We start from the raw sequence: 23,312 nt of genomic DNA on the forward strand, positions 1-23,312 counted from the left end.
TACCAGCTGCCCCGGGCCTTACCAGGGGCCGAAGGCGCGTTCGCCGTTGGCGGCGATGGCCGTGCACAGGTCCGCCACGTCCACGCCCTTGTACTCCGCCATCGCGCGGACGGTGTGCGGGATCAGGTACGAGGCGTTCGGCTTCCCCCGGTGCGGGATCGGCGTCAGGAACGGCGCGTCGGTCTCCACGAGCACCAGGTCGAGCGGCGCCGCCTTCAGCGCCTCCCGCAGCGGCTCGGCGTTCTTGAACGTGACGTTCCCGGCGAAGCTCATCAGATAGCCGCGCTCGGCGCAGATCTCGGCCATCCGGGCGTCGCCGGAATAGCAGTGGAAGACGACCGTGCCGGGCGCGCCCTCCTCGTCCAGGACGCGCAGGACGTCGTCGTGCGCCTCGCGGTCATGGACGACGAGCGCCTTCCCGGTCCGCTTGGCGATCTCGATGTGGCCGCGGAAGGCGCGGTGCTGGTCGTCCTTCGGCGCCCAGTCGCGGTAGTAGTCCAGGCCCGTCTCGCCGATCGCGCGGACCTTCCAGTGCGCGGCCAGCCGCGCCACGTCCTCCAGGACGGCGTCGGAGATCCCGGTCGTCTCGTTCGGGTGGATCGCGACCGCCGCGTAGACGTCGTCGAACTCGCGGGCGGCGTCCACGGCGAACCGCGACGACGGCAGGTCGCAGCCGATCGTGACGATCCGGGTGACGCCCGCCGCCTTCGCCGACCGCAGCTGCTCCTGCACCGGGGTGTCGACGATGTCGAGATGGCAGTGGCTGTCGAACACGTCCACCGGGAGGCGCTCGGGGAGCGGCGCGAACGAGCGTGAGCTCTGCCCGTCCCCGTCCCGGCTCAACGGTTCTCCAGCCTGGCGAGCTCCTCGTCCACCACGGACGTGTCGAGCTTCGTGAACAGCGGGACCGGCTTCGTCAGCGGGACGCCCGGCTTGATCGGCATGGACTCCCAGCGCGCCTCGGTCGCGTAGTCGCCGGTCAGGATGGTGTAGTCGGGGCCGCCGTCCTCAGACACGGTCTGCAGTTCGGGCATGCCGCTCCACACGCCCTGCCCGCCGAGCATCTCGTAGACCTTCTGCGACGAGCGCGGCAGGAACGGCGTCAGCAGCGTCTTCGCGTCGTCGACGACCTGCAGCGCGGTGTGCAGGATCGACTTGACGCGGGCCGGGTCGTCCTTCAGCTTCCACGGCGCCTGGTCGGACAGGTACTTGTTGGCGTCGCGGACGACGTCCAGCGCCTCGGTGATCGAGTTCTTGAACCGGGACCGTTCGAGCTCCGCGCCCACGGCCGCGAACGCGTTCCGGCTGCGCTCCATCAGCGCCCGGTCGGCGTCGGTGAGGTCGCCCGCCTCCGGGACCGCGCCGAAGTTCTTCGCCGCCATGTTCACCGACCGGTTGACGAGGTTGCCCCACGCGGCGACCAGCTCGTCGTTGTTGCGGCGGACGAACTCCGCCCACGTGAAGTCGGTGTCCTGGTTCTCGGGCCCGGCGACCGCGACGTAGTAGCGCAGCGCGTCCACGTCGTAGCGGGCGAGGAAGTCCTGCACGTAGATGACGACCTGGCGGGACGAGGAGAACTTCTTGCCCTCCATCGTCAGGAACTCCGACGACACGACCTCCGTCGGCACGTTCAGCCCGCCGAGGGACCCGGGCGTGCCGCCCTTGTCGCCCTTGCCGCTGTAGCCGAGGAGCATCGCCGGCCAGATCTCGGCGTGGAAGACGATGTTGTCCTTGCCCATGAAGTAGTAGGACAGGGCGTCCGGGTCCTGCCACCAGGCGCGCCACGCCTCCGGGTCGCCGGACCGCCGCGCCCACTCCACGGACGCGGAGAAGTATCCGACGACCGCGTCGAACCACACGTACAGCTTCTTCGCCGGGTTGTCGCGCCAGCCGTCCAGCGGGATCGGGACGCCCCAGTCGAGGTCGCGGCTGATCGCGCGCGGCTGCATGTCGTCCAGCAGGTTCAGCGCGAACTTCAGCACGTTCGGCCGCCACGCCAGCGCGCCGTTCTGCTTGCCGCGCAGGTACCGGCCGAGGACCTCGGTGAACGCGGGCAGGTCGAGCATGAAGTGCTCGGTCTCGACGAACTTCGGCTTCTCGCCGTTGATCCGCGACACCGGGTTGATCAGGTCGACGGGGTCGAGCTGGTTGCCGCAGTTGTCGCACTGGTCGCCGCGCGCGCCGTCGTACCCGCAGATCGGGCAGGTGCCCTCGATGTAGCGGTCGGGGAGCGTCCGCCCGGTGGACGGCGAGATCGCGCCCATCGTCTTCTGCGGGAAGATGTAGCCGTTGTCGTACAGGCCCTTGAAGATCTCCTGGACGACGGCGTAGTGGTTCAGCGTCGTCGTCCGGGTGAACAGGTCGTAGGTCATGCCGAGGCCGTGCAGATCCTGCGCGATCACGCCGTTGTACCGGTCGGCGAGCTCCCGGGCGGACACGCCCTCCTTGTCGGCTTGGACCTGGATCGGCGTGCCGTGCTCGTCGGTGCCGCTGACCATGAGTACCGTGTTACCCGCCATCCGCTGGTAGCGGCTGAACATGTCGGCGGGCAGCGCGAAACCGGAGACGTGCCCGATGTGACGGGGCCCGTTGGCGTACGGCCAGGCGGGCGCGGTCAAGATATGACGGCTTGACGAGGACATGGAATCAAGGGTAGTCGCGTCACGGACGGCGCGGCACGCGAGTATCCTGGTCCGTCGTCTCAGGGGCATTCACCCGGGTGTCAGCGGGCCCGGGCATCGGCAGCACTGATCAGCGGAGGCGGAGCCAGGCATGGCCCAGACCACGTCCGACGAGCCGGCCGTCGGCGAGGCGGCGACCGGAACCGAGCCGGACGGACCGGACCGGCCGGACGAGCCGGACGGGCCGCGGGGAGGCCCGCTGGCACGCCTGGCCGCGGGAACGGCCGCGCGGGTCCGGCGGACGCGGCGGGTCGTGTGGCTGTCCCTGCTGGTGGCGGCGGCCACGGTGCTCGTGCAGTGGGTGATCATGACGCCGCCGCTGTACTTCGACCCGTACTACGTGTGGCTCGCCGCCCGCGACTGGCCCGACGTCCCGCTGACGGTGTGGCCGTTCGACGAGGTCCCGCACCAGGTCACCCGGATCGGCCTGGTGCTGCCCGCGCGGCTCGTCCAGGAGGTCCTCGGGGACGGCCAGGCCGGCTTCTTCGTCGTCGCGGCGCTCGGCGGCTGCGCGTTCTTCGTCGGGACGTACCTGGTCGTCAGGTCGCTGTTCGGGGACGTGGCGGGCGTGGCGTCCGCCGCCGTCCTGCTGATCCACCCGTTCTTCACGATGACGAACCCGTTCGGCCACGAGATCACCTGGTCGACCGGGGCGGTGCTGCCGGACATGCCCGGCGCCGGGCTGTTCGCGATCGGGATGGCGGGCCTCGTCGTCGCGAGCCGCAGGACGGGACGCGCCCAGACCCGCATGCTGATCCTCGCCGGGGTGTGCATGGGCTCGGCGTTCCTCGTCCGGGAGTTCCTGGCCTTCCTGTTCCTCCCGATCCCCGTCTACCTGGCGCTGCTGCGGATCCCGTGGCGCCGGAACGTCACGGTCGGCGCGCCGATGCTGCTGATCCTGGCGGTCAGCCTCGTCCACAACCAGATCGTGTGGGGCAGCCCGCTGGCCGGGCTGATCTCCGCCGCGGAGCACGGCGGCCAGTCCCGCGACTACGTGACGCGCGAGCTCGCCGCCCGCTCGTTCCTGCGCGCCATGCACGACTGGAACGAGCTCGGCATGATCTTCACCGCCGCGCTGGTGCTCACGACCCTCGGCTGGTCCGTCACCCACGACCGGCGGCTCGCGCTGATCCTCGTGTGGTTCTGCAGCCTCGCCGTCCCGCTGACGCTGTTCTCCGGCGTCCTCGACCCGAACGACATCTCGCTGCGGGCCTGGCTGCAGCGGTACTGGTTCGCGGTGCTGCCCCCGCTGCTCGCGGGCGGCTTCGGCTCGCTGATCCTGATGCTCCGCATGCTGCCGTCCGACCTCGTCCCCCAGAAGCAGTTGCGCACCCGGATCATCCCGGTGCTGCTGGTGGCGCTCAGCGGGGTGTACGGGGTCGTCGCCGTCCGGGCCGTCCCCGACCTGCCGCGCGACAAGGCGTGGGGCGAGCTGCGCGGCTACCTCGCCGGGCACCGCGACATCACGCTGATCTGCGCCGACCGGCGCCTCGCGCAGACCCTGACGTTCTATACGCGCGACGTGTGGGGCGACCCGGTCTGGCGCGGCGAGATCCGCGACTTCCCGCACTACATGCCGCAGATCCCGCGGAACGCGACCGAGGGCCCGATGCTGTACACGCGGTGGCGCGGCATGGAGTCGCAGATCGCGGGCGGCTGGCGGCCGGACCCGGCGAAGGGCTGGCGCCTCATGTGGCGCTCGTCCGACGGCATCCTCCAGCTCTGGAACCCGCCGCCCCGACCGGCTGAGAGCTAGCGCGCCCAGGCGACCCAGTCGCCCTGGACGGTGCGGCGGCTGTCGATGATCCGCCAGCCGGGCGGGGCGCCCTTCGGCCAGGACTCGGCGGCCGGCTTGTCCTTCGGCCACGCCAGGACGACCATGTCCACGTTCCGCGGCGGGGGCGTCCAGCGGGCGTCGAAGACGCTGCCGTCGCTCCACCAGGCCCAGTAGTAGTGCGACAGCCGGATCGTCCACGGGACGTTCCAGTCGACGGCGATCGACCGCTGCCGATGCAGGTCGATCTTCTGCCTGATGTCGGTGTGCGCGGTCTCGTCGCGGACGAGCGGCCGGGCGATCCGGTCGGTCGCCGTCACGGACATCCCGACCGCGACGACGGCGAGCACGCCCGCGAGCAGCAGCGGCCCGCTGCGCCGCAGCCGGACGACGGCCACGGACGCGCCCAGCAGCACGAGCGCGGCCGCCGTGGCGTGCCACAGTTGGAACGACTCCCAGTCCCACGTCAGGAACGACGTCTCCGGGAAGTCGTAGGGCGTGTGCTTGTACAGGGTGAGCAGATCGCCCGCGTACCACTGGACGACGCACGCGGCGACGACCGTCAGGGTGGCCGCCGAGGCCGACGCCCACAGCAGCGTCCGCGGCGACGCACGCAGCAGGACCGCGACCCCGACGGCGAACAGCACCGGCGTGATGGACGCGAGGTAGCGGCCGTAGACGTAGTTGCCGATGCGGTATTCGACCGGGAGCGCCGCCGAGGTGGCGAACGCGATGCCCGCCACGATCGCGATGACGGCGAGCGCGAGCGCCCGCGTCCGTCCAGGCGCGCCCAGCGGTGTTCCAGCGGGACGGACGGCGACGAACGCGACCGCCACGAGGCCGATCGCCGCCATCCCGCCGGTCGCGGCGGCCTGGTACCAGACCTGTCCGGTGCCGAGCGACAGCATCCAGCCCCAGCCGTCCTCGGACGTGAGCCGCCGGACGACGTTGCCGCCCAGGTCGTTGTCTCCCTGCGGGTACATGTGCGGCAGCAGCGACCGGTTCAGTAGCATCCCGGCGCCCGTCCCGGCGGCGGCCGCGAGCGCGGCGAGGCCCGCCGCGCGCCAGGACCGCCACCGGAACACCAGCGCCGCCGCGAGCAGCGCGACATGCGCGGCCAGCAGGACCGCGCCGCGCGTGTGGCAGGCATAGGCGTAGGCGACGATCAGCGACGCGCCCGCCCCGGCAAGGTTCAGCCGCGCGGACGAGCGCGGACCCGCAGGCGGCGGCGCGTTCAGCCACGCGTGGACGAGTAGCAGCCAGCCGACCAGCATCACCGGCAGGATCGCGTCCGTCAGCGCGAACTCGGAGTAGAACAGCACGGACGGCAGCACCGCCGTCACGTGCCCGAAGACGTACGACCAGCGCCTGCGCACCCGGAGGCGGCGCAGCAGCAGGTAGCCCAGCGGGAGCATGGCGGCGCTGATCAGCGCGTTGATCACCAGGGCGCCGCGGTAGACGCTCACCGGGTCGTCGCCGAACCAGAACGCGGGCGTCAGCAGCAGCGGGTAGCCGCCGCGGTAGACGGTCCCGTACGACATGTCCGCGTCGGCGCCGCCGGTCAGGACGCGGGCGGCGAACAGGTAGCCCGACTCGTCCGGGGTGGCGACGGGCACCGTCTGCCCGGACGCCAGCACGAGCCGGACGGCGACCTGCGCGGCCCAGCCCAGCACGAACAACCAGGCCCAGCGGCGGCGGCTCGGCCGGGACGGGGCCGGGCGCCGGTCCGGCGGCGCGACCGGCGGGCGTGCGCTGACAGCCGGCCGGGCCGCCGACGGGGCCGCGGTCGGGGCCGGCGGCGCGGTCTCGGCGCCCGCCGGCGTTGGCGTGCTCATCGACGTACGGCCCCCCGGGCGCCGGGCTGTCAGAGAACGGTGATCCATCGACGGTCAAGCCTGTCACAACACTGTCCGGGCACCGGTCAAGGCCCGGGAACGCTCAGCGAGTTCTCGGCTTTCGCGACGTTCTGTCCCGCGTGTTTTTCAGATGTTGACAATCATCGCGTGACGGCTTCACGACCGGAATGACACGGATCGGCACGGATAGGCGAGTTACCGGCCGGACGCGCCGTCCTCGTCGCTCTGGTCGCCTTCGTCGCCTCCGGCCGCCCTCGTAGCGCCCGCCTTACCGGCAGTGCTCTTTCCGGCGGTGCTCTTCCCGGCGGGGACCTTCGCGGACTCGTCGTCCTTCGCGACCTGGCGGGCGGCGGCGTCCACGACTCCGGCGGCCTCCTCGGCCGCGTCCACGATCGGCGGGTGCTGGCGGCGGCGGATGCCGAGGATGCTGACGAACAGCGAGGCGAAGATGGCCTGGAGGCTCATCACGAGCGCGGTGGCGGCGGGGACGACGATGCGCAGCGACTCGCGCGGGTCCAGCTCGCCGAAGCTGTTGACCCGCCAGTGCAGCAGCGACGCGACGAGGCCGCCGAGACCGGCGACCGCGAGCAGCCCGCCGAGCAGCAGCCCGCGCTCCAGGCTCCACCAGTCGATGATCTTCTGGACCCGCTTGTCGTGCGGCAGGAATCCCTCCTGCATCGCGTAGACCTTCGTGAGCAGCGCGAACAGCACCGCCTGGAAGCCGATCACCAGTGCCGCCCCGGCGCCGACCAGCGTGTCGACGTCGAACGCGATCTCCCCGACCGTGACCGGACCGGTCGACAGCGCGATCCCGGCGAGCAGCCCGAGTGTCATGAAGACGAGACCGGGGATGAGGAACAGCCAGCGCGGGCTGTAGAGCATGAGGAAGCGGAGATGACGCCAACCGTCGCGCCAGGTGTTCAGGTGCGGGGCGCGGGTGCGGCCGTCCGGCGACAGCGTCGTCGGGACCTCGCGGATGTCGTAGCCCTGCAGGGTCGCCTTGACGACCATCTCGCTGGCGAACTCCATGCCGCCGGTCTGCAGGCCGAGCCGCATGATCGCTTCCTTGTCGAAGGCCCGCAGCCCGCAGTGGAAGTCGCCGATCTTGCTGCGGAAGAACAGCCGTCCGACGAAGCTGAGCACCGGGTTGCCGAGGTAGCGGTGCAGCGGCGGCATGGCGCCCTCCGCGATGCCGCCCTTGAACCGGTTGCCCATGACGAGGTCGGCGCCGCCGCGCAGCTCGTCCAGGAACGGGCCGAGGGTGGTGAAGTCGTAGGAGTCGTCGGCGTCGCCCATCGCGACGTACCGGCCGCGCGCGGCGCGGATCCCGCCCATGAGGGCGTTGCCGTACCCCTTGTCGATGACCGGCACGACACGCGCCCCCGCGTCCCTGGCGAGCTGCTGGCTGCCGTCGGTGCTGCCGTTGTCGGCGATGACGACCTCGCCGTCGATGCCGTTGTCCTCGAAGAACCCGATCGTCTTGCGGACGCAGGTCTCGACCGTCTCGGCCTCGTTCAGACACGGCATCACTACGGAGAGTTCCACGCGATCTCCTTCGTTACCCCTGGTGACGTTTTCCCTGATGGCGTTTCCCCTGATGACCGCCGGCGGGACGATCCACTAATCTCAGTTGTTCTGCGCGGCGGCCCGTCATCGTTCATGAATCCAGTGGTTCATGATGCCTGCCGGAGACGGGTATTGATGGCCGCTCTCGTCAAGAGCACCCGTATCGTGTTGCCCTATCGCAACCCAAAAAACATCGCCGCCACGTTCGCGGGCGGCAGGCTAGGACGTCAAGCATACGGGCACAGCGGCCCGGAAGGGGTGGGTCGGCTGTGACGCACGCCGGACAGCGCAGTGCCCTCGACCAACAGCGCAGTGCCCTCAACCAACGCAGTGCCGCCGGACAGGGGGCCGGACACCGAAGGGGAGGTGCGGCAGTGGCGGGCGAATCGCCGCGGGGCGCCGCGGCCGGCACGGGGCAGGTGGACGCGGCGCCGGGCGGCACGGGCGGGACGGCCCTGGCCACGGCGGACGGGGCGGACGGAGCCGCCGAGGACGCGGACGGGCGGCCCGGAGCGTCCACCGCGGCCGACACGCCCGGCGGGACGACGACCGTCCCGGTCCCGGACGAGGACCAGAGGGACGGGACCCTCCAGGACGAGCCGGGCTCCGAATCGGCGGCGGGCCCCGAATCGGGTGATCAGGCGTCCGGGACGCCGGAGGACGAGGCCGCCGACTCCCAGGGCAGGCGGCGCGGCCGCGGCCTGTGGGAGCTCGCCAGGCGGCACCCCGCGTTCAGTGTGATCATTGCCACAGCGGCGCTGCTCCGCGTCGTGGCGATGCTCGGCTACCAGCCGGTGATGTTCTTCAACGACAGCTTCGACTACCTGCACGTCGCGACCGACCCCTACCCGCATCCGCTGCGGCCGGACGGGTACGCCTTCCTGCTGCTCGTCCTCAAGCCGTTCCACAGCTTCGTACTCGTCTCCGCCGTCCAGCACCTCATGGGCCTGGCGATGGGCGTGATGATCTACGCGCTGCTGCGGCGGCGGTTCCGGCTGCCCGGCTGGGGCGCCGCGCTCGCCGCCGCGCCCGTGCTGCTGGACGCCTACCAGCTCCAGCTCGAGCACCTCGTCCTGTCGGACACGATGTTCACGTTCCTGGTGATGAGCGCGGTCACGCTGCTGCTGTGGCGGGACCGGCCGTCCTGGAAGATCGCCGCGGCGGTCGGGCTGATCGTCGGGCTGGCGTGGCTGACCCGGTCGGTCGGCATGCCGGTGCTGCTCGGCGTCCTGGTGTACATGCTGATCCGGCGCAGCGGCTGGAAGATCATGGCGGCCACGCTCGCGGCCTGCATGCTGCCGGTGCTGGCGTACATGGGCTGGTACAAGGCCGACAGCGACAAGTTCGCGATCACCGAGAGCAACGGGATCTTCCTGTACGCGCGGGTCTACAAGTTCGCCGACTGCCACCAGATGAAGGACCTGCCGGTCAGCGAGTACCCGCTGTGCACCGAGCCCGCGAACCGGCTGCCGAACTCGCAGGACGGCATCTGGAACGCGCAGTCGCCGCTCAACCGCTACACCGGCACGCGGTTCAGCCCGGAGAACAACGCGCTCAGCAACGATTTCGCCAAGCGCGCGATCATCGCACAGCCGTTCGACTACCTGAAGGTCGTCGCGCACGACTTCTTCAAGGTGTTCCGCTGGGAGCGGACGGTGTTCCCGGACGAGGCGACGTACTCGCAGTACGAGTTCGGGAAGAAGAGCAGGCCGCTACCCGAATGGCACATGCCCGGCGGAGGGATCGCGTCCGCGGAGGCCAGGGCCTACGAGCGCGGCGACGCCCGCACCCAGGTCGTCGAGCCGTTCGCCGGGGTCGCCCGCGGCTACCAGGACGTCTTCTACCTGCGCGGGACGATGATCGGCGCCATCCTGCTCATCGGGCTGGCGGGGCTCGTCCCGCTGTGGCGGCGGTTCGGCGGCGAGGCGCTCCTGCCGTGGACGCTCGCGACCGGCCTCCTGCTGGCGCCCGCCGCCACCGCGGAGTTCGACTACCGGTACGTGCTCCCCGCCATCCCCCTCGCGGCACTCGCGGCCGGGGCCGCGTTCAGGCCAGAGGCCCGCGCGACGGCCGCCGGCTGGACGCGCACCCTCCGCGCCCTTCCGAAAGCCCGGCGCGGCAAGGACGAGGCAACGCCCCAGGACGCCGACACCCCCAAGACCCCGAGCGCCTAGCTCTCGGGGCCCTCGGGCCCTCAAGGGCCCGCTTCACCAGGCGTGCATGCGGCGAAGGTGGTACACCATCGCCACGTCGCTGCCGCTGCGCGCCTCCGGCAGCTCGCCGTGCCTGCCCTTCATCGCGGACAGCGCCTTGACGTTCTGGCTCTGGCAGTTCGGGCAGGAACGGTCCACCCAGGGCGTCGTGCAGGGCTGGCCGCCGCGCTCGTAGACAACGGCCTCGTTCCCGTGCCCGTCGCCGTAATGGCGGGCATCCAGCTCCTCGTCCCAGGTCGTCGCGCAGTTCAGGCACTCGAAGACCCAGATTTCGTGGCTCGACCATGCGTCCCGCACGGCTCTCACCTCCGCATCCGTGGCGACGCCACCAACTCCATAGTGCGCCCCGGATTCCGGTGACCGCTACTTCCTGGCGCGGACGACGGCGTCGTAGACCAGCCGCTTCGGGGCGCCGTTCTCCTTGGCGACCTCCGCGATGGCCTGCTTGCGGGGCGTCCCGGCGTCCTCGCGCGCGGCGACGGCGGCGGCCAGCTCCGCCGGGTCGGACAGCCCTTCCGGCTCGGGCGCCCCGCCGACCACCAGCGTGATCTCGCCGAGCACTCCGCCCTCCGCCCACGCGGCCAGCTCGCCGAGGCTCCCCCGGCGGATCTCCTCGTAGGTCTTGGTCAGCTCCCGGCAGACGGCGGCCGGACGGTCCGCGCCGAACGCGTCCGCCATCGCGGTGAGGGTCACCGGGAGCCGGCGCGGGGACTCGAAGAACACCATCGTGCGGGGCTCGCCCGCGAGCGCGTCCAGCCGCCGGGCCCGCTCGCCCGGCTTGCGCGGCGGGAACCCCTCGAAGCAGAACCGGTCGGTGGGCAGGCCGGACGCCACCAGCGCGGTCGTGACGGCGGACGGACCGGGCAGCACCGACACCGGCACGCCTTCGGCGACGGCCGCGCGGACGAGCCGGTATCCGGGATCGGAGACGCCGGGCATGCCCGCGTCGGTGATCACGAGGACGTCCCGTCCGGCGAGCAGCTCGGCCAGCAGCCCTTCCGCCCGCGCCTTCTCGTTCTGGTCGTGGTACGACACGATCCGCGCGGTGAGCGGCACGCCGAGGTCGCCCGCGAGCCGCCGCAGCCGCCGCGTGTCCTCGGCCGCGATCACCGGCGCGTCCGCCAGCGCCGCCCGCAGCCGCGCCGACGCGTCCTCCGGCCGCCCGATCGGCGCCGCCGCGAGCACCAGAGTCCCCATCACGCGCCCCAGTCTTCCACCTGCGCCGCGCACGGCGTTCTCCGCCCGAAACCGGCGGGTCCCGGCCGCCCGTACGATAACTGGATGGCGACGACGGATCTCGTGCACGCGCCGGCCACCGGGTCACGGCGGAGGCCGCCCCCGCTCCGGGAGTGGCTCGCGCCCGCGATCCCCGGCAGCCCGCTGCTGTCCTGGCTGGGGCCGCTCCTGGTGACGCTGTTCGCCGGCTACCTGCGGTTCGACGGGCTGGGGACGCCGAAGTCGGTGGTGTTCGACGAGACGTACTACGCCAAGGACGCGCTGGCCCTGCTGGAGTTCGGCTGGGAGCACAACACCGTCAAGGACGCCGACAAGCTGCTGATCGCCGATCAGGACGCGAACATCTGGACGGACGGCCCCTCGTTCGTCGCGCATCCGCCGTTCGGCAAGTGGATGATCGCGGTGGGCGAGTGGATGTTCGGCGCGACGCCGTTCGGATGGCGGTTCATCCCGGCCCTCGCCGGGACGCTGTCGGTCCTGATCCTGTGCCGGGTCGCGCGCCGGATGACGGGGTCGACGATGCTCGGCTGCGCCGCCGGGCTGCTGCTCGCCGTTGACGGCCTCGCGTTCGTGACCAGCCGCGCCGCGCTGCTCGACATCTTCGTGATGTTCTGGGTCCTCGCCGGGTTCGCGTGCCTGGTGAACGACCGCGACCGCTCCCGCCGCGTCCTCGCCGAGAAGCTCGAACGGGGGGACACGTCCCTCTACGGGCCGTTCCTCGTGCACGGCTGGCGGTGGGGCGCGGGCGTCTGCCTCGGCCTGGCCTGCGCCACCAAGTGGACGGGCGTCTTCTACGTCGCCGCGTTCGGGCTGATGGTCGTCCTGTGGGACTACGGCGCCCGCCGCGCGGCCGGGGTCCGGGCGCCGTTCACCGGGACGTTGGCGCTGGAGGCCGTCCCGGCGTTCGTGCAGCTCGTCGTGGTCGGGCTGCTGACCTACCTGGCGACGTGGTGGGGCTGGATCTTCAGGCCGGGCGCCTGGGGACGGGGCGAGGCGTCCAGCCATGTGCTGTGGCGGCCGTTCGAGGCGATGCCCGACCTGTGGCGCCACCACAAGCAGATCCTCGACTTCCACACCGGGCTGGACGACAAGCATCCGTACCAGTCGTGGCCGTGGGACTGGCCCGTCCTGCGGCGTCCGGTCGCGTTCTTCTACACCGAGCCGAAGAACGCCTGCGGCGAGGCGACGCGCTGCTCCCGCGAGATCCTCGGGATCGGCACGCCCGCGCTGTGGTGGGGCGCGCTGGCGGCGCTGATCGCCGTCGCGATCATCTGGGTCATGCTGCGGGACTGGCGGGCCGGGGCGATCCTGCTCGGCTTCCTCGCGGGCTGGCTGACCTGGTTCCCGTCCGCGTTCGCCGAGCGGACGATGTTCCTGTTCTACGCGACGCCGCTGATCCCGTTCATGGTGCTGGCGGTCGTCCTGGTGCTGGGGTATCTGATGGGGCCCGCGCCCGCCTCGTACGCGGGGGCGCACGCCGCCCGTCCCGGCGAGCACTACGACGACGCGTCCGAGGACGCGTCCGCCCTTCCCGGCTACGAGCCGGGCGGCGCGCACACGGCCGTGGATCCGGGGCCGCCCCCGCCGGGCGCGGGGATGCGGCGGCTGGTCGGCGCGGCCGCCGCGGGCGCGTTCCTGCTGGTGGTGCTGGCGAACTTCGCCTACTTCCACCCGATCCTGTCGGCCCAGACGATCCCGTACGACGACTGGCACGAGCGGATCTGGTTCGGCTCCTGGGTCTGACGGGCCCGATCAGCGGCCGCCCGGTCGGCCGGTCGGCCGGTCGGCGGTCGCCGGTCGGCCGGTCGGCGGTCGGCGGTCGGCCGGACGCGGGGTCAGGCGTTGGCCTTGGCGGCGACGGCCGGGGCGGGGTGCGGACGCAGCGTCCTGCCGCCGGCCAGGCAGAAGACCAGGGCGAGGACGCCGCCCGCCCCGGCCCCGGCGAACGCGCCGGGCACGCCCGCGAGGTCCTGCCCGAGGCCGGCGGCGAACGAGCCGGCCGAGCTGCCCGCGCCGACCGCCGCGACGACCCACGCGAACGCCTCGGTGACGGTCCCGCTCGGCGCGAGCCGGTCGACGAGCGTGAAGCTGCACGCGAGCACGGGCGCGAGGAAGACGCCGGACGCGAACGCGAGCACCGACATGGCCGCCGGCCCCGGCGCGAGGACGAGCGGGACGTACCCGGCGGCGAGCGCGGCCAGCAGCCACGGCAGCCGCCGGTGCGGCGCGCCCGTCCACCGCCTGGCGCCGTAGACGATCCCGCCCGCGAGCGCGCCGCCCGCCATGCACGCCAGCAGCAGCCCGGACGCGACGTCGCTGTCCTGCCGTTCGGCGTAGGCGACGACGGCGACCGCGTACACGCCGAGCGCGATCCCGGCGCAGGCCAGGGACAGCAGCAGCACCCGCAGGCCGGGCGATCGCAGCGGCCCGGCCCAGTCGGCGGCGCGCGGTTCGCCCGTCCAGCGGCGCGACGGCCCGGACAGCGCGACGATCAGCGTCCCGGCGATGCCGAGCGCGCCGGTCAGCAGCAGCGCGGTCTCGGTGTTCACGACGGCCGCGGCGACGACGAGCAGCGGCCCGAGGGTGAAGAGGAGCTCCTGGGACGCGGCGTCGAGCGCGTAGGCGGTGTCGACCTGGTCGGGGCCGTCCAGGACGTCCTGCCAGAGGGCGCGCAGCCCGGCCTCCAGCGGCGGCGTGGCGAACCCGGCGGCGACCACCGCGAGGACGGCCGCGGGCAGCGGGCCGGCTCCGACGGCGGCGAGGAGCCCGAAGCCCGCGGCGGACGCCAGCGCGGCCGGGATCAGGACGCGGGGCTGCCCGAACCGGTCCATGGCGCGGCCGAGGGCGGGCTGCCCGGCGGCGGTCGCCAGGCCGAGGATCGCGGCGAGCGTCCCGGCGAGGGGGTAGCCGCCGCCGTCGGCCCGGACGTGCAGCACGACGGCGAGCATCCCCATCCCGTTGGGCAGCCGGCCGAGGAGGGTCGCGCCGAGCAGCCTCCCCGCGTACGGCCGTCGCAGGAAGACGACATAACCCCGCATCATGCCCCCGTATTTCACCCCGTCATACGTATTACCCGCCGGGGTCATACGTACCACCTCCGGGGCGTGCGGCGCTAGTCTGAATTCGTCCATGATCGGCCAGGGGAGGCGCAGGTGCCGGCAGTCAGCCGTCCCACCAGCAAGGACGTGGCTCAGGAGGCCGGAGTCTCGCAGTCCACGGTCTCGCTCGTGCTGGGCGGCAAGTGGACGGGCCGGGTGTCCCCCGCCACCGCCCGCAGCGTCCGCAGCGCCGCCGCGCGCCTCGGCTACCGGCCGAACCAGGCGGCCCGGAACCTGCGGCTCGGCACGACCCGGACCGTCCTGCTGATGGTCCCGACCCTGACCGCGCCGTTCTTCGGCCCCGTCTACACCGGCGCGGCGCGGGTCGCGTCCCGGCACGGGTTCGGCGTCGTGGTCTCCACCTGGCCGGACGACACGGCGGATCCGGAGCGCGGGGCCGGGCAGGGGGCCGACAGCCCGTTCGCCGTGCCGGACGAGGCGATCGACGGCGTCCTCGCGTCCTCGCTGGCCGTCGAGGCGCTCGGCGAGTTCCGGCAGACGCCCGCCGTGATGCTCGACAGCGGCCCGGCGGGACCCTCAGGGCACCGCCTCCCCACGGTCGACTTCGGCGTCGCGGACGGGATGCGGGACATCGTCGCCCACCTCACCGCGCTCGGCCACCGCCGCGTCGGGCACGTGGCCGCCGGCGTCGACCAGTGGACGTTCCGCGCCCGCGCCGACGCCCTCGCCGGCGCCCTCGGGCGGGTGCCCGGCTCGGCCCTGCTCCGCGCGACGTGCGCCATCGACGTCGGCTCGGCCAAGGACGCCGCCGCGCGGCTGCTGGACCGTGCCGATCCGCCCACCGCCCTCATCTGCGACGACGACCTGATCGCCGCCGGCGCCTACAAGGCGGCGCGGGCGCGCGGGCTGGACATCCCCGGCGACCTGTCGGTCACCGGGTTCGACGACGTCCTGCTCGCCACCGCGCTGGAGCCGGAGCTGACGACCGTCCGGCTGCCCGCGGAGGAGCTGGGCGCGCAGGGCATGACGGCGCTGCTCGACCTCCTCGCCGGTCGCCGTCCCGCGCCCCGCGTCCTGCCGGGGCAGCTGATAGTCCGCGGCTCCACGACACCCCCGTCATCCTCTTAGAGTGCTCTCCTCCATGAAGGCCCCCGCTCCCCGGTTCCGAAAGCCGCTCGGCGCCGCCGTCCTCGCCCTTTCGGCCTTCGCCGCGATCGCCGGTTGCGACTCCGAGGCCACCCCGGCATCGAAGAGCAGCGCGTCGCCGCAGAGCCCGCAGAGCCCTGTGGTTTCCGCGGCGCCCGCGCCGTCGCAGAGCGATGTCACGGCGAAGCTCCGCAGGCTTGAGGAGACCCGCGACGTGCGAATCGGCGCCTATGCCGTCGACACTGCCACCGGCCGTTTCGTCGGGCACCGCGCGGACGAGACGTTCCCGTTCGCGTCCACGTTCAAGGCGATCGTCTGCGGAGCGGTCCTGCGGAAGGCGCGCAATTCCGACCCGGGGCTGATGGACCGCGTCATCCGGTACAAGAAGAGTGACCTGGCGGCCTTCTCCCCCGTCACCGAGAAGCACGTCGGCACCGGCATGACCGTCGCCGACCTGTGCCACGCGACGATCACGCAAAGCGACAACACCGCCGGGAATCTGATGCTGAAACAGGTCGGCGGACCGTCCGGCCTCACCGCGTTTCTCCGTTCGCTCGGCGACACGGTCAGCCGCGGCGACCGCTGGGAGCCCGGCCTCAACGACTGGAAGCCGGGCGAGAAGCGCGACACGACCTCGCCGCGCGCCTGGGCGGGCAGCCTGCGCGCCCTCACGGCCGGCGACGCCCTCGCGCCCGCCGACCGCGACCGGCTCATCGGCTGGCTGAAGGCCACCGTGACCGGCGGCGAGCGCATCCGCGCCGGCCTGCCCGAGGGCTGGACGGCGGGCGACAAGACCGGCACCGGCGGCACCTACGGCAGCGCCAACGACATCGCGATCGTCTGGCCGCCGTCCCGCGCCCCGCTGGTCATCGCGATCCTGACGACCAGGCCGGACGCGGACGCCGAAGCCGACGAGCGGGCCATCGCGGAGACGGCCCGCGTCCTCACGCAGGCCCTGCGCTGAGCGCAGCGCCGGGGCAGAGCCCCTTGCGACCGGGTCAGAGCCCCTTGAGGCCGGGTCAGAGCCCCTTGAGGAAGTTCGCCGCGATGGGGGCGGCCGCCTCGGCGCCCGTGCCCCCGCCCTCCACGATGACGGCGAAGGCGACGTCCTTCCGGTAGCCGATGAACCAGCCGTGGGTCGGCGGGTTCTCGCCCTCGCCGAACTCGGCGGTCCCGGTCTTGCCCGCCGTCCCGGACGGGAACGCGACGCCCGCCGCCGTCCCCTCGCTGACGACGGCGGGCATGATCGTCTGCAGCGCCTTCTTGACGGCGGGTTCGAGCTTCTTCGGCGGCTCGGGCTTGCGGCCGCCCGCGTCCGCGGCGTGCACGGTGTCGGCGGCGCTGACGAGGCGCGGCGACCGCCAGGTGCCGTCGGCCGCCGCTGCGGCGACGGCGGCCATGTTGAGCGGGCTGGTCAGCACCTTGCCCTGCCCGAAGGACGCGGCGGCGAACGCGGTGTCGTCCTTGTTCGCGGGGAACGCGGCGCGGACGGCCGGGACCCCCGCGATGATCGGCGCGTTGAACCCGAACTGGGACGCGACCTGCGTGAGCCGCTTCTCGCCCAGTTTGTCCACGGCGAGGCGCGCGAACGTGGTGTTGCACGAGTGCGCGAACGCCTCGCGGAACGGGACCGTCCCGAAGTCCTCGTGCTTGTAGTTGTGGAACGAGCGGCCGCCGATCGTGGTGGTGGCGGGGCAGGCGACCTTCGTGCTCGCGCCGACGCCGCCCGCGACGAGCGCGGCGGCGGTGACGACCTTGAACGTCGATCCGGGCGGGTACTGGCCCATCAGCGCCCGGTTGTAGCCGCCGGGCTTGTTCGCCACGGCGAGGATCTCCCCGGTGGACGGGCGCAGCGCGACCATCGCGGCGGGCTTCTTCGCCGCGCTCAGCGCCTTGCCTGCGGCGGCCTGCGCCTTCGGGTCGATGGTCGTCTTCAGCGGCTCGCCGGGCGAGCTGTCGAACCGCTTCAGCGTCTTGACCGGGGTGCCGTCCGCGCCGACGATCTGCACGGCGAGCCCCGGCGTCCCGGCGAGGCGCCGCTCGTACTGCTTCTGGAGGCCGTCCTGGCCGACCGGGTCGTCCTTGCGGTAGGGGGCGCGGAGCTTCTTCGCCGCCTCGGCGGACGCGGGGCCCACCGGTCCGGCGAGCTGCCGCGCGGAGCCGGACGGCGAGTCGCTCAGCGTGCTGCCGTCCGCGGCCAGGACCGCCGCGCGCTCCGGCCAGGCGCGGCCGGCGTTCAGCCGCTGCCCCTCCTTGAGCTCCGGGTACAGGAGCTGCGGCGACCACCGGACGCGCCATTCGCCGTCCCGCTCGACGAGCGGCAGCGGCGCCTCGTACGTCCACGTCCGGGTGCCGGCGAGGAGCAGCTCGGCGCCGTAGGACGCGCCCGCCTTCCCGCCGTCCGCGCTGCCCACGGACGCGACGGTGAACCGCTGGGCGGTGAGCCCGAGGTCGTCGTACATCCTGGTGAGGCGCTGCTCGAAGTCGGCGGGCGGACCGTCCGTCAGCGCCCTCATCGCCGCGTGGTCACGCTTCGTCCAGGCCGCGAGGTAGCGCTCGGCGGTGTCCCTCGGGTCGTCTCCCCGGGTCAGGAACCACACCGTCCCCGCCCCCGCGACCACGACCGCCGTCGCGATCGCCGCGACGATCCACACCCGCGGCGTGACCCTCCCGGATCGGCGCATCATCAGTCTCCTCCCCCTGGCCGAAGCCACCAGAACACCAGGCCGAGGCCGAAATGTCCAAGATTGATATCTATGTCACACATATATCTGAATTGATATGATCCCTGGTCGTGAACCTCGTCGGCCACCTGCGGTGCTTCGTCATCGTCGCGGAGGAGCTGCACTTCGGCCACGCGGCGGAACGGCTCGGCATGGCCCAGCCGCCGCTCAGCCAGCGGATCCAGCGGCTGGAGCGGGAGCTCGGCGTCCGGCTGTTCGACCGGTCGAGTCGCCGGGTGGAGCTCACCGCGCCCGGCAGGCTCCTGCTGGACGAGGCCCGTGACATCCTCGCCCGCGTGGAGCGCATCCACTCCGTCGCCGAGCGGGCCAGGCGCGGCGAGGCCGGCACGGTCCGCGCGGGCGTGCCGAGCGACCTCGGCGGGACGATCGTCGCCGCGCTCATCGCCGCCTTCCGCGACCGCCGCCCCGACCTGCGGCTCGACCTGCGCGAGACGGGCACGGCCGAGCAGGTCCGCGCACTCGCCGACGGCGCGCTGGACGCCGGCGTCGTCCGGCACCCCTGCGACACCCGCGACCTGGACCTCGGCCCGATGCTCGCCCAGCCCCTCGGCGTCCTGCTCCCCACCGCATCCTCGCTCGCGCTCACCAACCCCCACGGCGGGCCCACCGAAACCTACCCGCCCGCCGAAGTGCACCTGGCCGACCTTCGCGGATTCGACCTGGTCATGCCGCCGCGGGACGACGCGCCCGGCGCCCACGACGACCTGCTGGCGGCCTGCCGGCGGCACGGGTACGCGCCCGCCGCCGTCCACGAGGCGCGGCATCCGCAGTTCGCGCTGGGCCTCGTCCTGGCGGGGAGGGCGATGGCGCTCGTCCCCCGCACCGACGACTCCGCCGGGGTGACGTGGCGTCCCCTGGTGGGCGAGCCCCTCTCCTGGCGGACGTCCTGCGTGTGGCGCCGGGCCCGCGACCCCGAGCACGCCCGCGCGATCGCCGACTTCACCGCCGTCGCGACCGCCGTGCTGCGCAGCGAGGCCGGGATGACGCCGCCGGACGGCGTCCCCGCCCGCCGGGTCGTCCCGCGCCCGTCGTCCGGCTTCCTGGCATGAGCGCGGCACCGGGCATGGGCGAGACGAGCCGGGGTCCAGGCGCCGAGAACGTCCGTGCGGACGTGGCGGAGCGTGTCGAGGCTGAGTTCCGCTCCGCGGGCGTCACAGGGTTCCTGCACACCGTCGACATGGACACCGGACGGGAGGTCGCCGTCCGCGCTGACGCACCCGTCGTGCTCGCGTCGGTGTTCAAGGTGCCGCTGCTCGTCACGTTCCACCGGCAGGCCGGAGAGGGGCTGATCGACCCGTCCGAGCAGGTCACGCTGCCCGCGGAGGGCCGCACCACCGGGCCCACCGGGGTGTCGGGGATGCTGGACGAGGCGCGCATGTCGCTCCGCGACCTCACCTTCCTGATGATCACGGTCAGCGACAACGCAGCCGCCGACGTCGTGCTGGAGCGGGTCGGCCGGGACGCGGTCAACGCGACGTCCGCGGCGCTCGGGCTGCGCGACACCGTCGTCGAGGCCAGCGGACGCGAGCTGCACGAGACCCTCCTCGCGGACGCCGGGGCGGGCAGCGTCGCCGACGTGTGGGCCAAACTGGACGAGCCCGGCGTGCGCCCCCGCCTCCGCGCCCTCGATCCAGCCCGGACGAGCCGCAGCACCCCCCGCGACATGACCCGCCTGCTGTCGATGATCTGGCGGGACGAGGCCGCCCCGCCCGCAGGCTGCGCGGCGATGCGAAGGCTGTTCGGGCTCCAGGTGTGGCCGCACCGGCTGTCGTCCGGGTTCCCCTACGACGACGTGGTCGTCAGCGGCAAGACCGGGACGCTGCCGACGCTGCGCAACGAGGTCGGCGTCGTCGAGTACCCCGACGGCGGGCGGTACGCGGTCGCGGTGTTCACGCGATCGCCGCTGCCCGTAGCCGTCCTGCCGCAGGCGGACGCCGCCATCGGCGCCGCCGCACGCATCGCCGTCGAGCACCTCCGCCGCCCCTGATCGGAGCGCCCTCGCCCGGGCGACCGAACGTGACAGCCCCAATACCTCTGATCGGACGGACCGCTAACCCGGCACTCCCTCGGGAAACGTAGGCTGTACCCCTGCTTTGATCGTTCTTGGGGAGACTTCTTTGCGGCTGCCGGAGCATCTGGAGCCATTGCTCACCGACGAGCCGGTGCTCGACGTCTACTCGCACGGCCCGTGGCGCGTCCCCGACGGGCTCTTCGAGGAGATCTCGGACCGGATCGACGGGCTCGCGGCCGACCCGCGGGCCGCGGACCTGACCACCGACGAGCACAAGCTGCTGACGCTGCCCGCGTCGCTGGTCACCGCGGAGATCTTCGGCATCCTGGCGTTCCTGCCCGGCGGCGGCGCGATCAAGGCGGGCTCGTGGTCGCAGCTCCCCGAGCGGCTGCTGTACAAGCACCTCGTCAACCCCGGGCCGCTCAGCACCCGCATGACCCGCTGGGACGCGCCCGGCGGACGGTGGCGGCCGCCGGTCGACTGGCTGATCGAGGCGCCGGACCGGGAGTTGGCGATCGAGCTGGCGCGCGACTGCCTGTCCGTCCTGGAGGGCGTCCAGCCGCTGGAGGAACGCCGCAAGGCGCTGCTGCGGATGTACGACGACCCGCCCGAATGCGACGTCAACCTGCCGAAGATGGAGCTGCGCGAGCACTGGCACGCGCACGCGGGCGACGACATCGTCACCGCTGTGCCCGAGCTGCTCGGACCTGTCGGCTACCTGGAGTGGGTGTGCGGGGGGCTGCTCGCGTCCTACGAGCATCTGACGGAGGTGGCGCCGCGCGAGGAGAGCGTCGAGGTCCACCTGATCCAGTTGCTGCTGCAGGGCAGCATGGAGCACGTCCCGGCTGAGCTTGCCGTGGCGCTGGGCGAGGACCGCTACGGCGATCTGCAGCAGCGGTTCCCCGGCGAGCGGCGCGGGTTCAAGCCGGGCGCGTGGCAGGAGCGGACGCGGGCGTGGCTCGTCCGGGCGCTGGTCGCCGGGGCCGCCGACGCCTGCCGCGGCTGGCTCGACATGGCGATGCGGTTCGTCGCCGTCGTGCAGGGGCTGCCGGGCGACCCGTGGTTCCCGAAGGCCGAGTGGATCCCGGTCGGGCAGTTCCAGACCGACCTGCGGCGCCTGTACGCGCCGCGCCGCCGCGTCGTGAACCCGCTCACCGAGACGTTGAAGAGCGTCCCGGCGAAGGCCCCCCGGCCCGCCGGGCCGCGCACGCGCGGACGTCCGGAGATCGCGACGTCGCTGGTCGGGCAGCCCGAGGTGGTGCAGGCGCTGGAGGAGCTGACCCGCGGCGACGAGCCCGTCCGGCTGCTGCTCGCCGGGCCCGACGCCACCGGCAAGCGCGACGCCGCGCAGGAGCTGGCGAAGGCCCTCGCGTTCGGCCGCGACCCGCACTGGGTCACCGACAACCTGTTCACCGGGCAGCGGCTGTCGGACGCCGTCGCCAAGCTGCACGCCGACGCCCGCGACTGCGCCGGCGACCGGCTGCTCATCATCGAGGGCCTGGACGGCATCGTCACCGATCCCGGCAACGGCGAGGCGATCGCGTCCGAACTGCACCGGCTGCTGGCCGTCCACCCGGATCTGCACCTGGTGGCGCTGTGCGACGCGGGCGGCGAGGACCGGATCCGCGAGATCAACCCCGTCCTGCCGCAGCGGTTCCGCATCGCCCGGACGCGCCCGTTCACGGCGGAGGGCCACGCCGAGCTGTTCCGCCGCGCGCTGGAGGCCCGCGGCGCCCGCGGCACCCGGCAGGCCGTGGACGCGGCGGGCGCGCTGCTGGCCGCGACGCCGCCGATGCAGACGCTCCGCAACGCCCGCCTCGCCCCCCATCTCGCCGACCAGGTCGTCGCCGCCGTCCGCGCCCGAGCCGCCAAGGACACAGCGCAGCCCGCCAAGAACACAGCACAGCTCGCCAAAGACACAGCGCAAGCCACCAAAGACACAGCGCAGGCCACCAAGGAGGCAGCGCAAGCTGCCAAGGACGCAGCGCAGGCCGCCGACGGCACGGCGCCGGAGGACGAGAGCCGGGACGCGAAGCCGGTCGTCCGCAAGCAGGACATCCCAGAGACGCTGGACACCTCGCTCGCCGCCGGGAACCCGCTCGCCGAGCTGCACTCCCTCACCGGCCTCGACACCGTCAAGCACGAGATCGCGCTCATCGTCGCCGGGACGCACGCGGCGCGGCTGCGCAGCGAGTCCGGGCTGCAGATCACCCCGCCGACCCGGCACATGGTGTTCACCGGCAACCCCGGGACCGGCAAGACGATGGTGGCGCGGCTGCTCGGCCGCATCTACAAGCGGCTCGGGGTGCTGTCGTCCGGGCATCTGATCGAGGCGTCCCGCGCGCACCTCGTCGGCGAGTACATCGGGCAGACCGCGCCGCGCACCCGCCGGCTGGTGGAGCGCGCGCTCGGCGGCGTCCTGTTCATCGACGAGGCGTACACGCTGACGCAGTCCCCGCTGAAGGGCGACTACGGGCACGAGGCGATCGCCGAGCTGGTCAAGCTCATGGAGGACCACCGCGACGACCTCATCGTGATCGTCGCCGGCTACCAGCAGGAGATGGCGGAGTTCCTCGCCGCCAACCCGGGCCTGGACTCGCGCTTCCCCAAGCAGATCCACTTCCCCGACTACACCGACGACGAGCTGATCACCGTGTTCGGGCAGCTCGCCGCCGCGGACGGCTTCAAGCTCGCGCCCGGCACCGACGACGTCCTGCTCGCGATGCTGCGCCGCGCGCCCCGCGGCCCGTCGTTCGGCAACGGCCGCCTCATGCGGAACATGCTGGACGTCGCCGTCGCCAACCAGGCCGACCGCGTCGCGACCGCCGCCTTCGCCGCCGCCAAGAAGAAGAACGATGGCACCGGCAAGAAAGCGGGCCGAACGCCCACGAAGAAGGAACTGATCACCCTCACGGCCGACGATCTGCCCCCGCTCCTGGATCATCCCGAGGAATTCTTCGGCCTGTATCTGTAGGCGGGCGGGTATGACGTAGATGGCTTCCCCGCCCGCTAGACGGCGAGGAGGC

At 72.8% G+C, this 23,312-nt stretch carries 16 protein-coding genes; 8 read left to right on the top strand and 8 right to left on the bottom strand.

The annotated features are described in order from the left end of the window. Nucleotides 1–18 precede the first annotated feature (18 nt). Both ACH35V_RS26760 and metG read right to left on the bottom strand, forming a co-directional pair. On the bottom strand, nt 19–843 hold the full coding sequence (locus tag ACH35V_RS26760; RefSeq protein ID WP_395976125.1) for a TatD family hydrolase: 825 nt from the start codon (nt 841–843) through the stop codon (nt 19–21). Further along, nucleotides 840–2,642 carry a methionine--tRNA ligase gene (gene metG / locus ACH35V_RS26765; protein WP_395976127.1) on the bottom strand — a complete coding sequence of 601 codons (1,803 nt, stop codon included), beginning with the start codon at nt 2,640–2,642 and terminating at the stop codon, nt 840–842. The genes ACH35V_RS26760 and metG overlap by 4 nt, the downstream gene beginning before the upstream one ends. 130 nt (nt 2,643–2,772) lie before the next feature. On the opposite strand from metG, the gene ACH35V_RS26770 reads away from it, so the two are divergent. Next, complete coding sequence (locus ACH35V_RS26770) at nt 2,773–4,437, top strand: glycosyltransferase family 39 protein (RefSeq protein ID WP_395976129.1); 1,665 nt, start codon at nt 2,773–2,775, stop codon at nt 4,435–4,437. On the opposite strand, the gene ACH35V_RS26775 is transcribed toward ACH35V_RS26770, so the two are convergent. Then, nucleotides 4,434–6,290 carry a hypothetical protein gene (locus tag ACH35V_RS26775; protein ID WP_395976131.1) on the bottom strand — a complete coding sequence of 619 codons (1,857 nt, stop codon included), beginning with the start codon at nt 6,288–6,290 and terminating at the stop codon, nt 4,434–4,436. The genes ACH35V_RS26770 and ACH35V_RS26775 overlap by 4 nt on opposite strands. A 216-nt stretch (nt 6,291–6,506) precedes the next feature. Beyond that, entirely contained in the window at nt 6,507–7,856 is a 1,350-nt protein-coding gene (locus ACH35V_RS26780; protein WP_395976133.1) for a glycosyltransferase, read from the bottom strand. Nucleotides 7,857–8,251: 395 nt separating this feature from the next. Between ACH35V_RS26780 and ACH35V_RS26785 the strand changes: the two genes are divergently transcribed. Then, nucleotides 8,252–10,051 carry a hypothetical protein gene (locus ACH35V_RS26785; protein WP_395976135.1) on the top strand — a complete coding sequence of 600 codons (1,800 nt, stop codon included), beginning with the start codon at nt 8,252–8,254 and terminating at the stop codon, nt 10,049–10,051. 33 nt (nt 10,052–10,084) lie between these two features. Here ACH35V_RS26785 and ACH35V_RS26790 read toward each other — a convergent pair whose 3' ends face one another. Both ACH35V_RS26790 and rsmI read right to left on the bottom strand, forming a co-directional pair. After that, nucleotides 10,085–10,387 carry a hypothetical protein gene (locus tag ACH35V_RS26790; RefSeq protein ID WP_395976137.1) on the bottom strand — a complete coding sequence of 101 codons (303 nt, stop codon included), beginning with the start codon at nt 10,385–10,387 and terminating at the stop codon, nt 10,085–10,087. A 66-nt stretch (nt 10,388–10,453) separates the two neighbouring features. Then, nucleotides 10,454–11,287 (bottom strand): 16S rRNA (cytidine(1402)-2'-O)-methyltransferase, encoded by an 834-nt coding sequence (gene rsmI, locus ACH35V_RS26795; RefSeq protein ID WP_395976302.1) that lies wholly within the window; start codon nt 11,285–11,287, stop codon nt 10,454–10,456. Between the two features lie 84 nt (nt 11,288–11,371). Between rsmI and ACH35V_RS26800 the strand changes: the two genes are divergently transcribed. After that, nucleotides 11,372–13,069 carry a dolichyl-phosphate-mannose--protein mannosyltransferase gene (locus ACH35V_RS26800; protein ID WP_395976139.1) on the top strand — a complete coding sequence of 566 codons (1,698 nt, stop codon included), beginning with the start codon at nt 11,372–11,374 and terminating at the stop codon, nt 13,067–13,069. A gap of 92 nt (nt 13,070–13,161) precedes the next feature. Here ACH35V_RS26800 and ACH35V_RS26805 read toward each other — a convergent pair whose 3' ends face one another. Then, on the bottom strand, nt 13,162–14,367 hold the full coding sequence (locus ACH35V_RS26805; RefSeq protein WP_395976141.1) for an MFS transporter: 1,206 nt from the start codon (nt 14,365–14,367) through the stop codon (nt 13,162–13,164). Between the two features lie 111 nt (nt 14,368–14,478). On the opposite strand from ACH35V_RS26805, the gene ACH35V_RS26810 reads away from it, so the two are divergent. Both ACH35V_RS26810 and bla read left to right on the top strand, forming a co-directional pair. Beyond that, nucleotides 14,479–15,513 (top strand): LacI family DNA-binding transcriptional regulator, encoded by a 1,035-nt coding sequence (locus ACH35V_RS26810; protein ID WP_395976143.1) that lies wholly within the window; start codon nt 14,479–14,481, stop codon nt 15,511–15,513. Between the two features lies 1 nt (nt 15,514). After that, nucleotides 15,515–16,495 carry a class A beta-lactamase gene (bla, locus tag ACH35V_RS26815; protein WP_395976145.1) on the top strand — a complete coding sequence of 327 codons (981 nt, stop codon included), beginning with the start codon at nt 15,515–15,517 and terminating at the stop codon, nt 16,493–16,495. Between the two features lie 55 nt (nt 16,496–16,550). On the opposite strand, the gene ACH35V_RS26820 is transcribed toward bla, so the two are convergent. Then, nucleotides 16,551–18,218: a penicillin-binding transpeptidase domain-containing protein gene (locus ACH35V_RS26820; RefSeq protein WP_395976147.1), complete on the bottom strand. Its 1,668-nt coding sequence runs from the start codon at nt 18,216–18,218 to the stop codon at nt 16,551–16,553. A gap of 107 nt (nt 18,219–18,325) precedes the next feature. Here ACH35V_RS26820 and ACH35V_RS26825 point away from each other — a divergent pair, with 107 nt between their 5' ends. From ACH35V_RS26825 to ACH35V_RS26835, 3 genes are all read left to right on the top strand, one after another. Further along, nucleotides 18,326–19,324, top strand: coding sequence for a LysR family transcriptional regulator (locus ACH35V_RS26825; protein WP_395976149.1), 999 nt, complete (start codon nt 18,326–18,328; stop codon nt 19,322–19,324). Beyond that, nucleotides 19,321–20,262, top strand: a complete 942-nt coding sequence (locus ACH35V_RS26830; RefSeq protein WP_395976151.1) for a serine hydrolase — start codon at nt 19,321–19,323, stop codon at nt 20,260–20,262. Before ACH35V_RS26825 ends, ACH35V_RS26830 begins: the two co-directional genes overlap by 4 nt. 130 nt (nt 20,263–20,392) lie before the next feature. Then, nucleotides 20,393–23,260 (top strand): AAA family ATPase, encoded by a 2,868-nt coding sequence (locus tag ACH35V_RS26835; protein ID WP_395976153.1) that lies wholly within the window; start codon nt 20,393–20,395, stop codon nt 23,258–23,260. Nucleotides 23,261–23,312 lie beyond the last annotated feature (52 nt).

It is taken from the genome of Actinomadura sp. 1N219 (genome assembly GCF_044326405.1).
Lineage (GTDB): Bacteria > Actinomycetota > Actinomycetes > Streptosporangiales > Streptosporangiaceae > Spirillospora.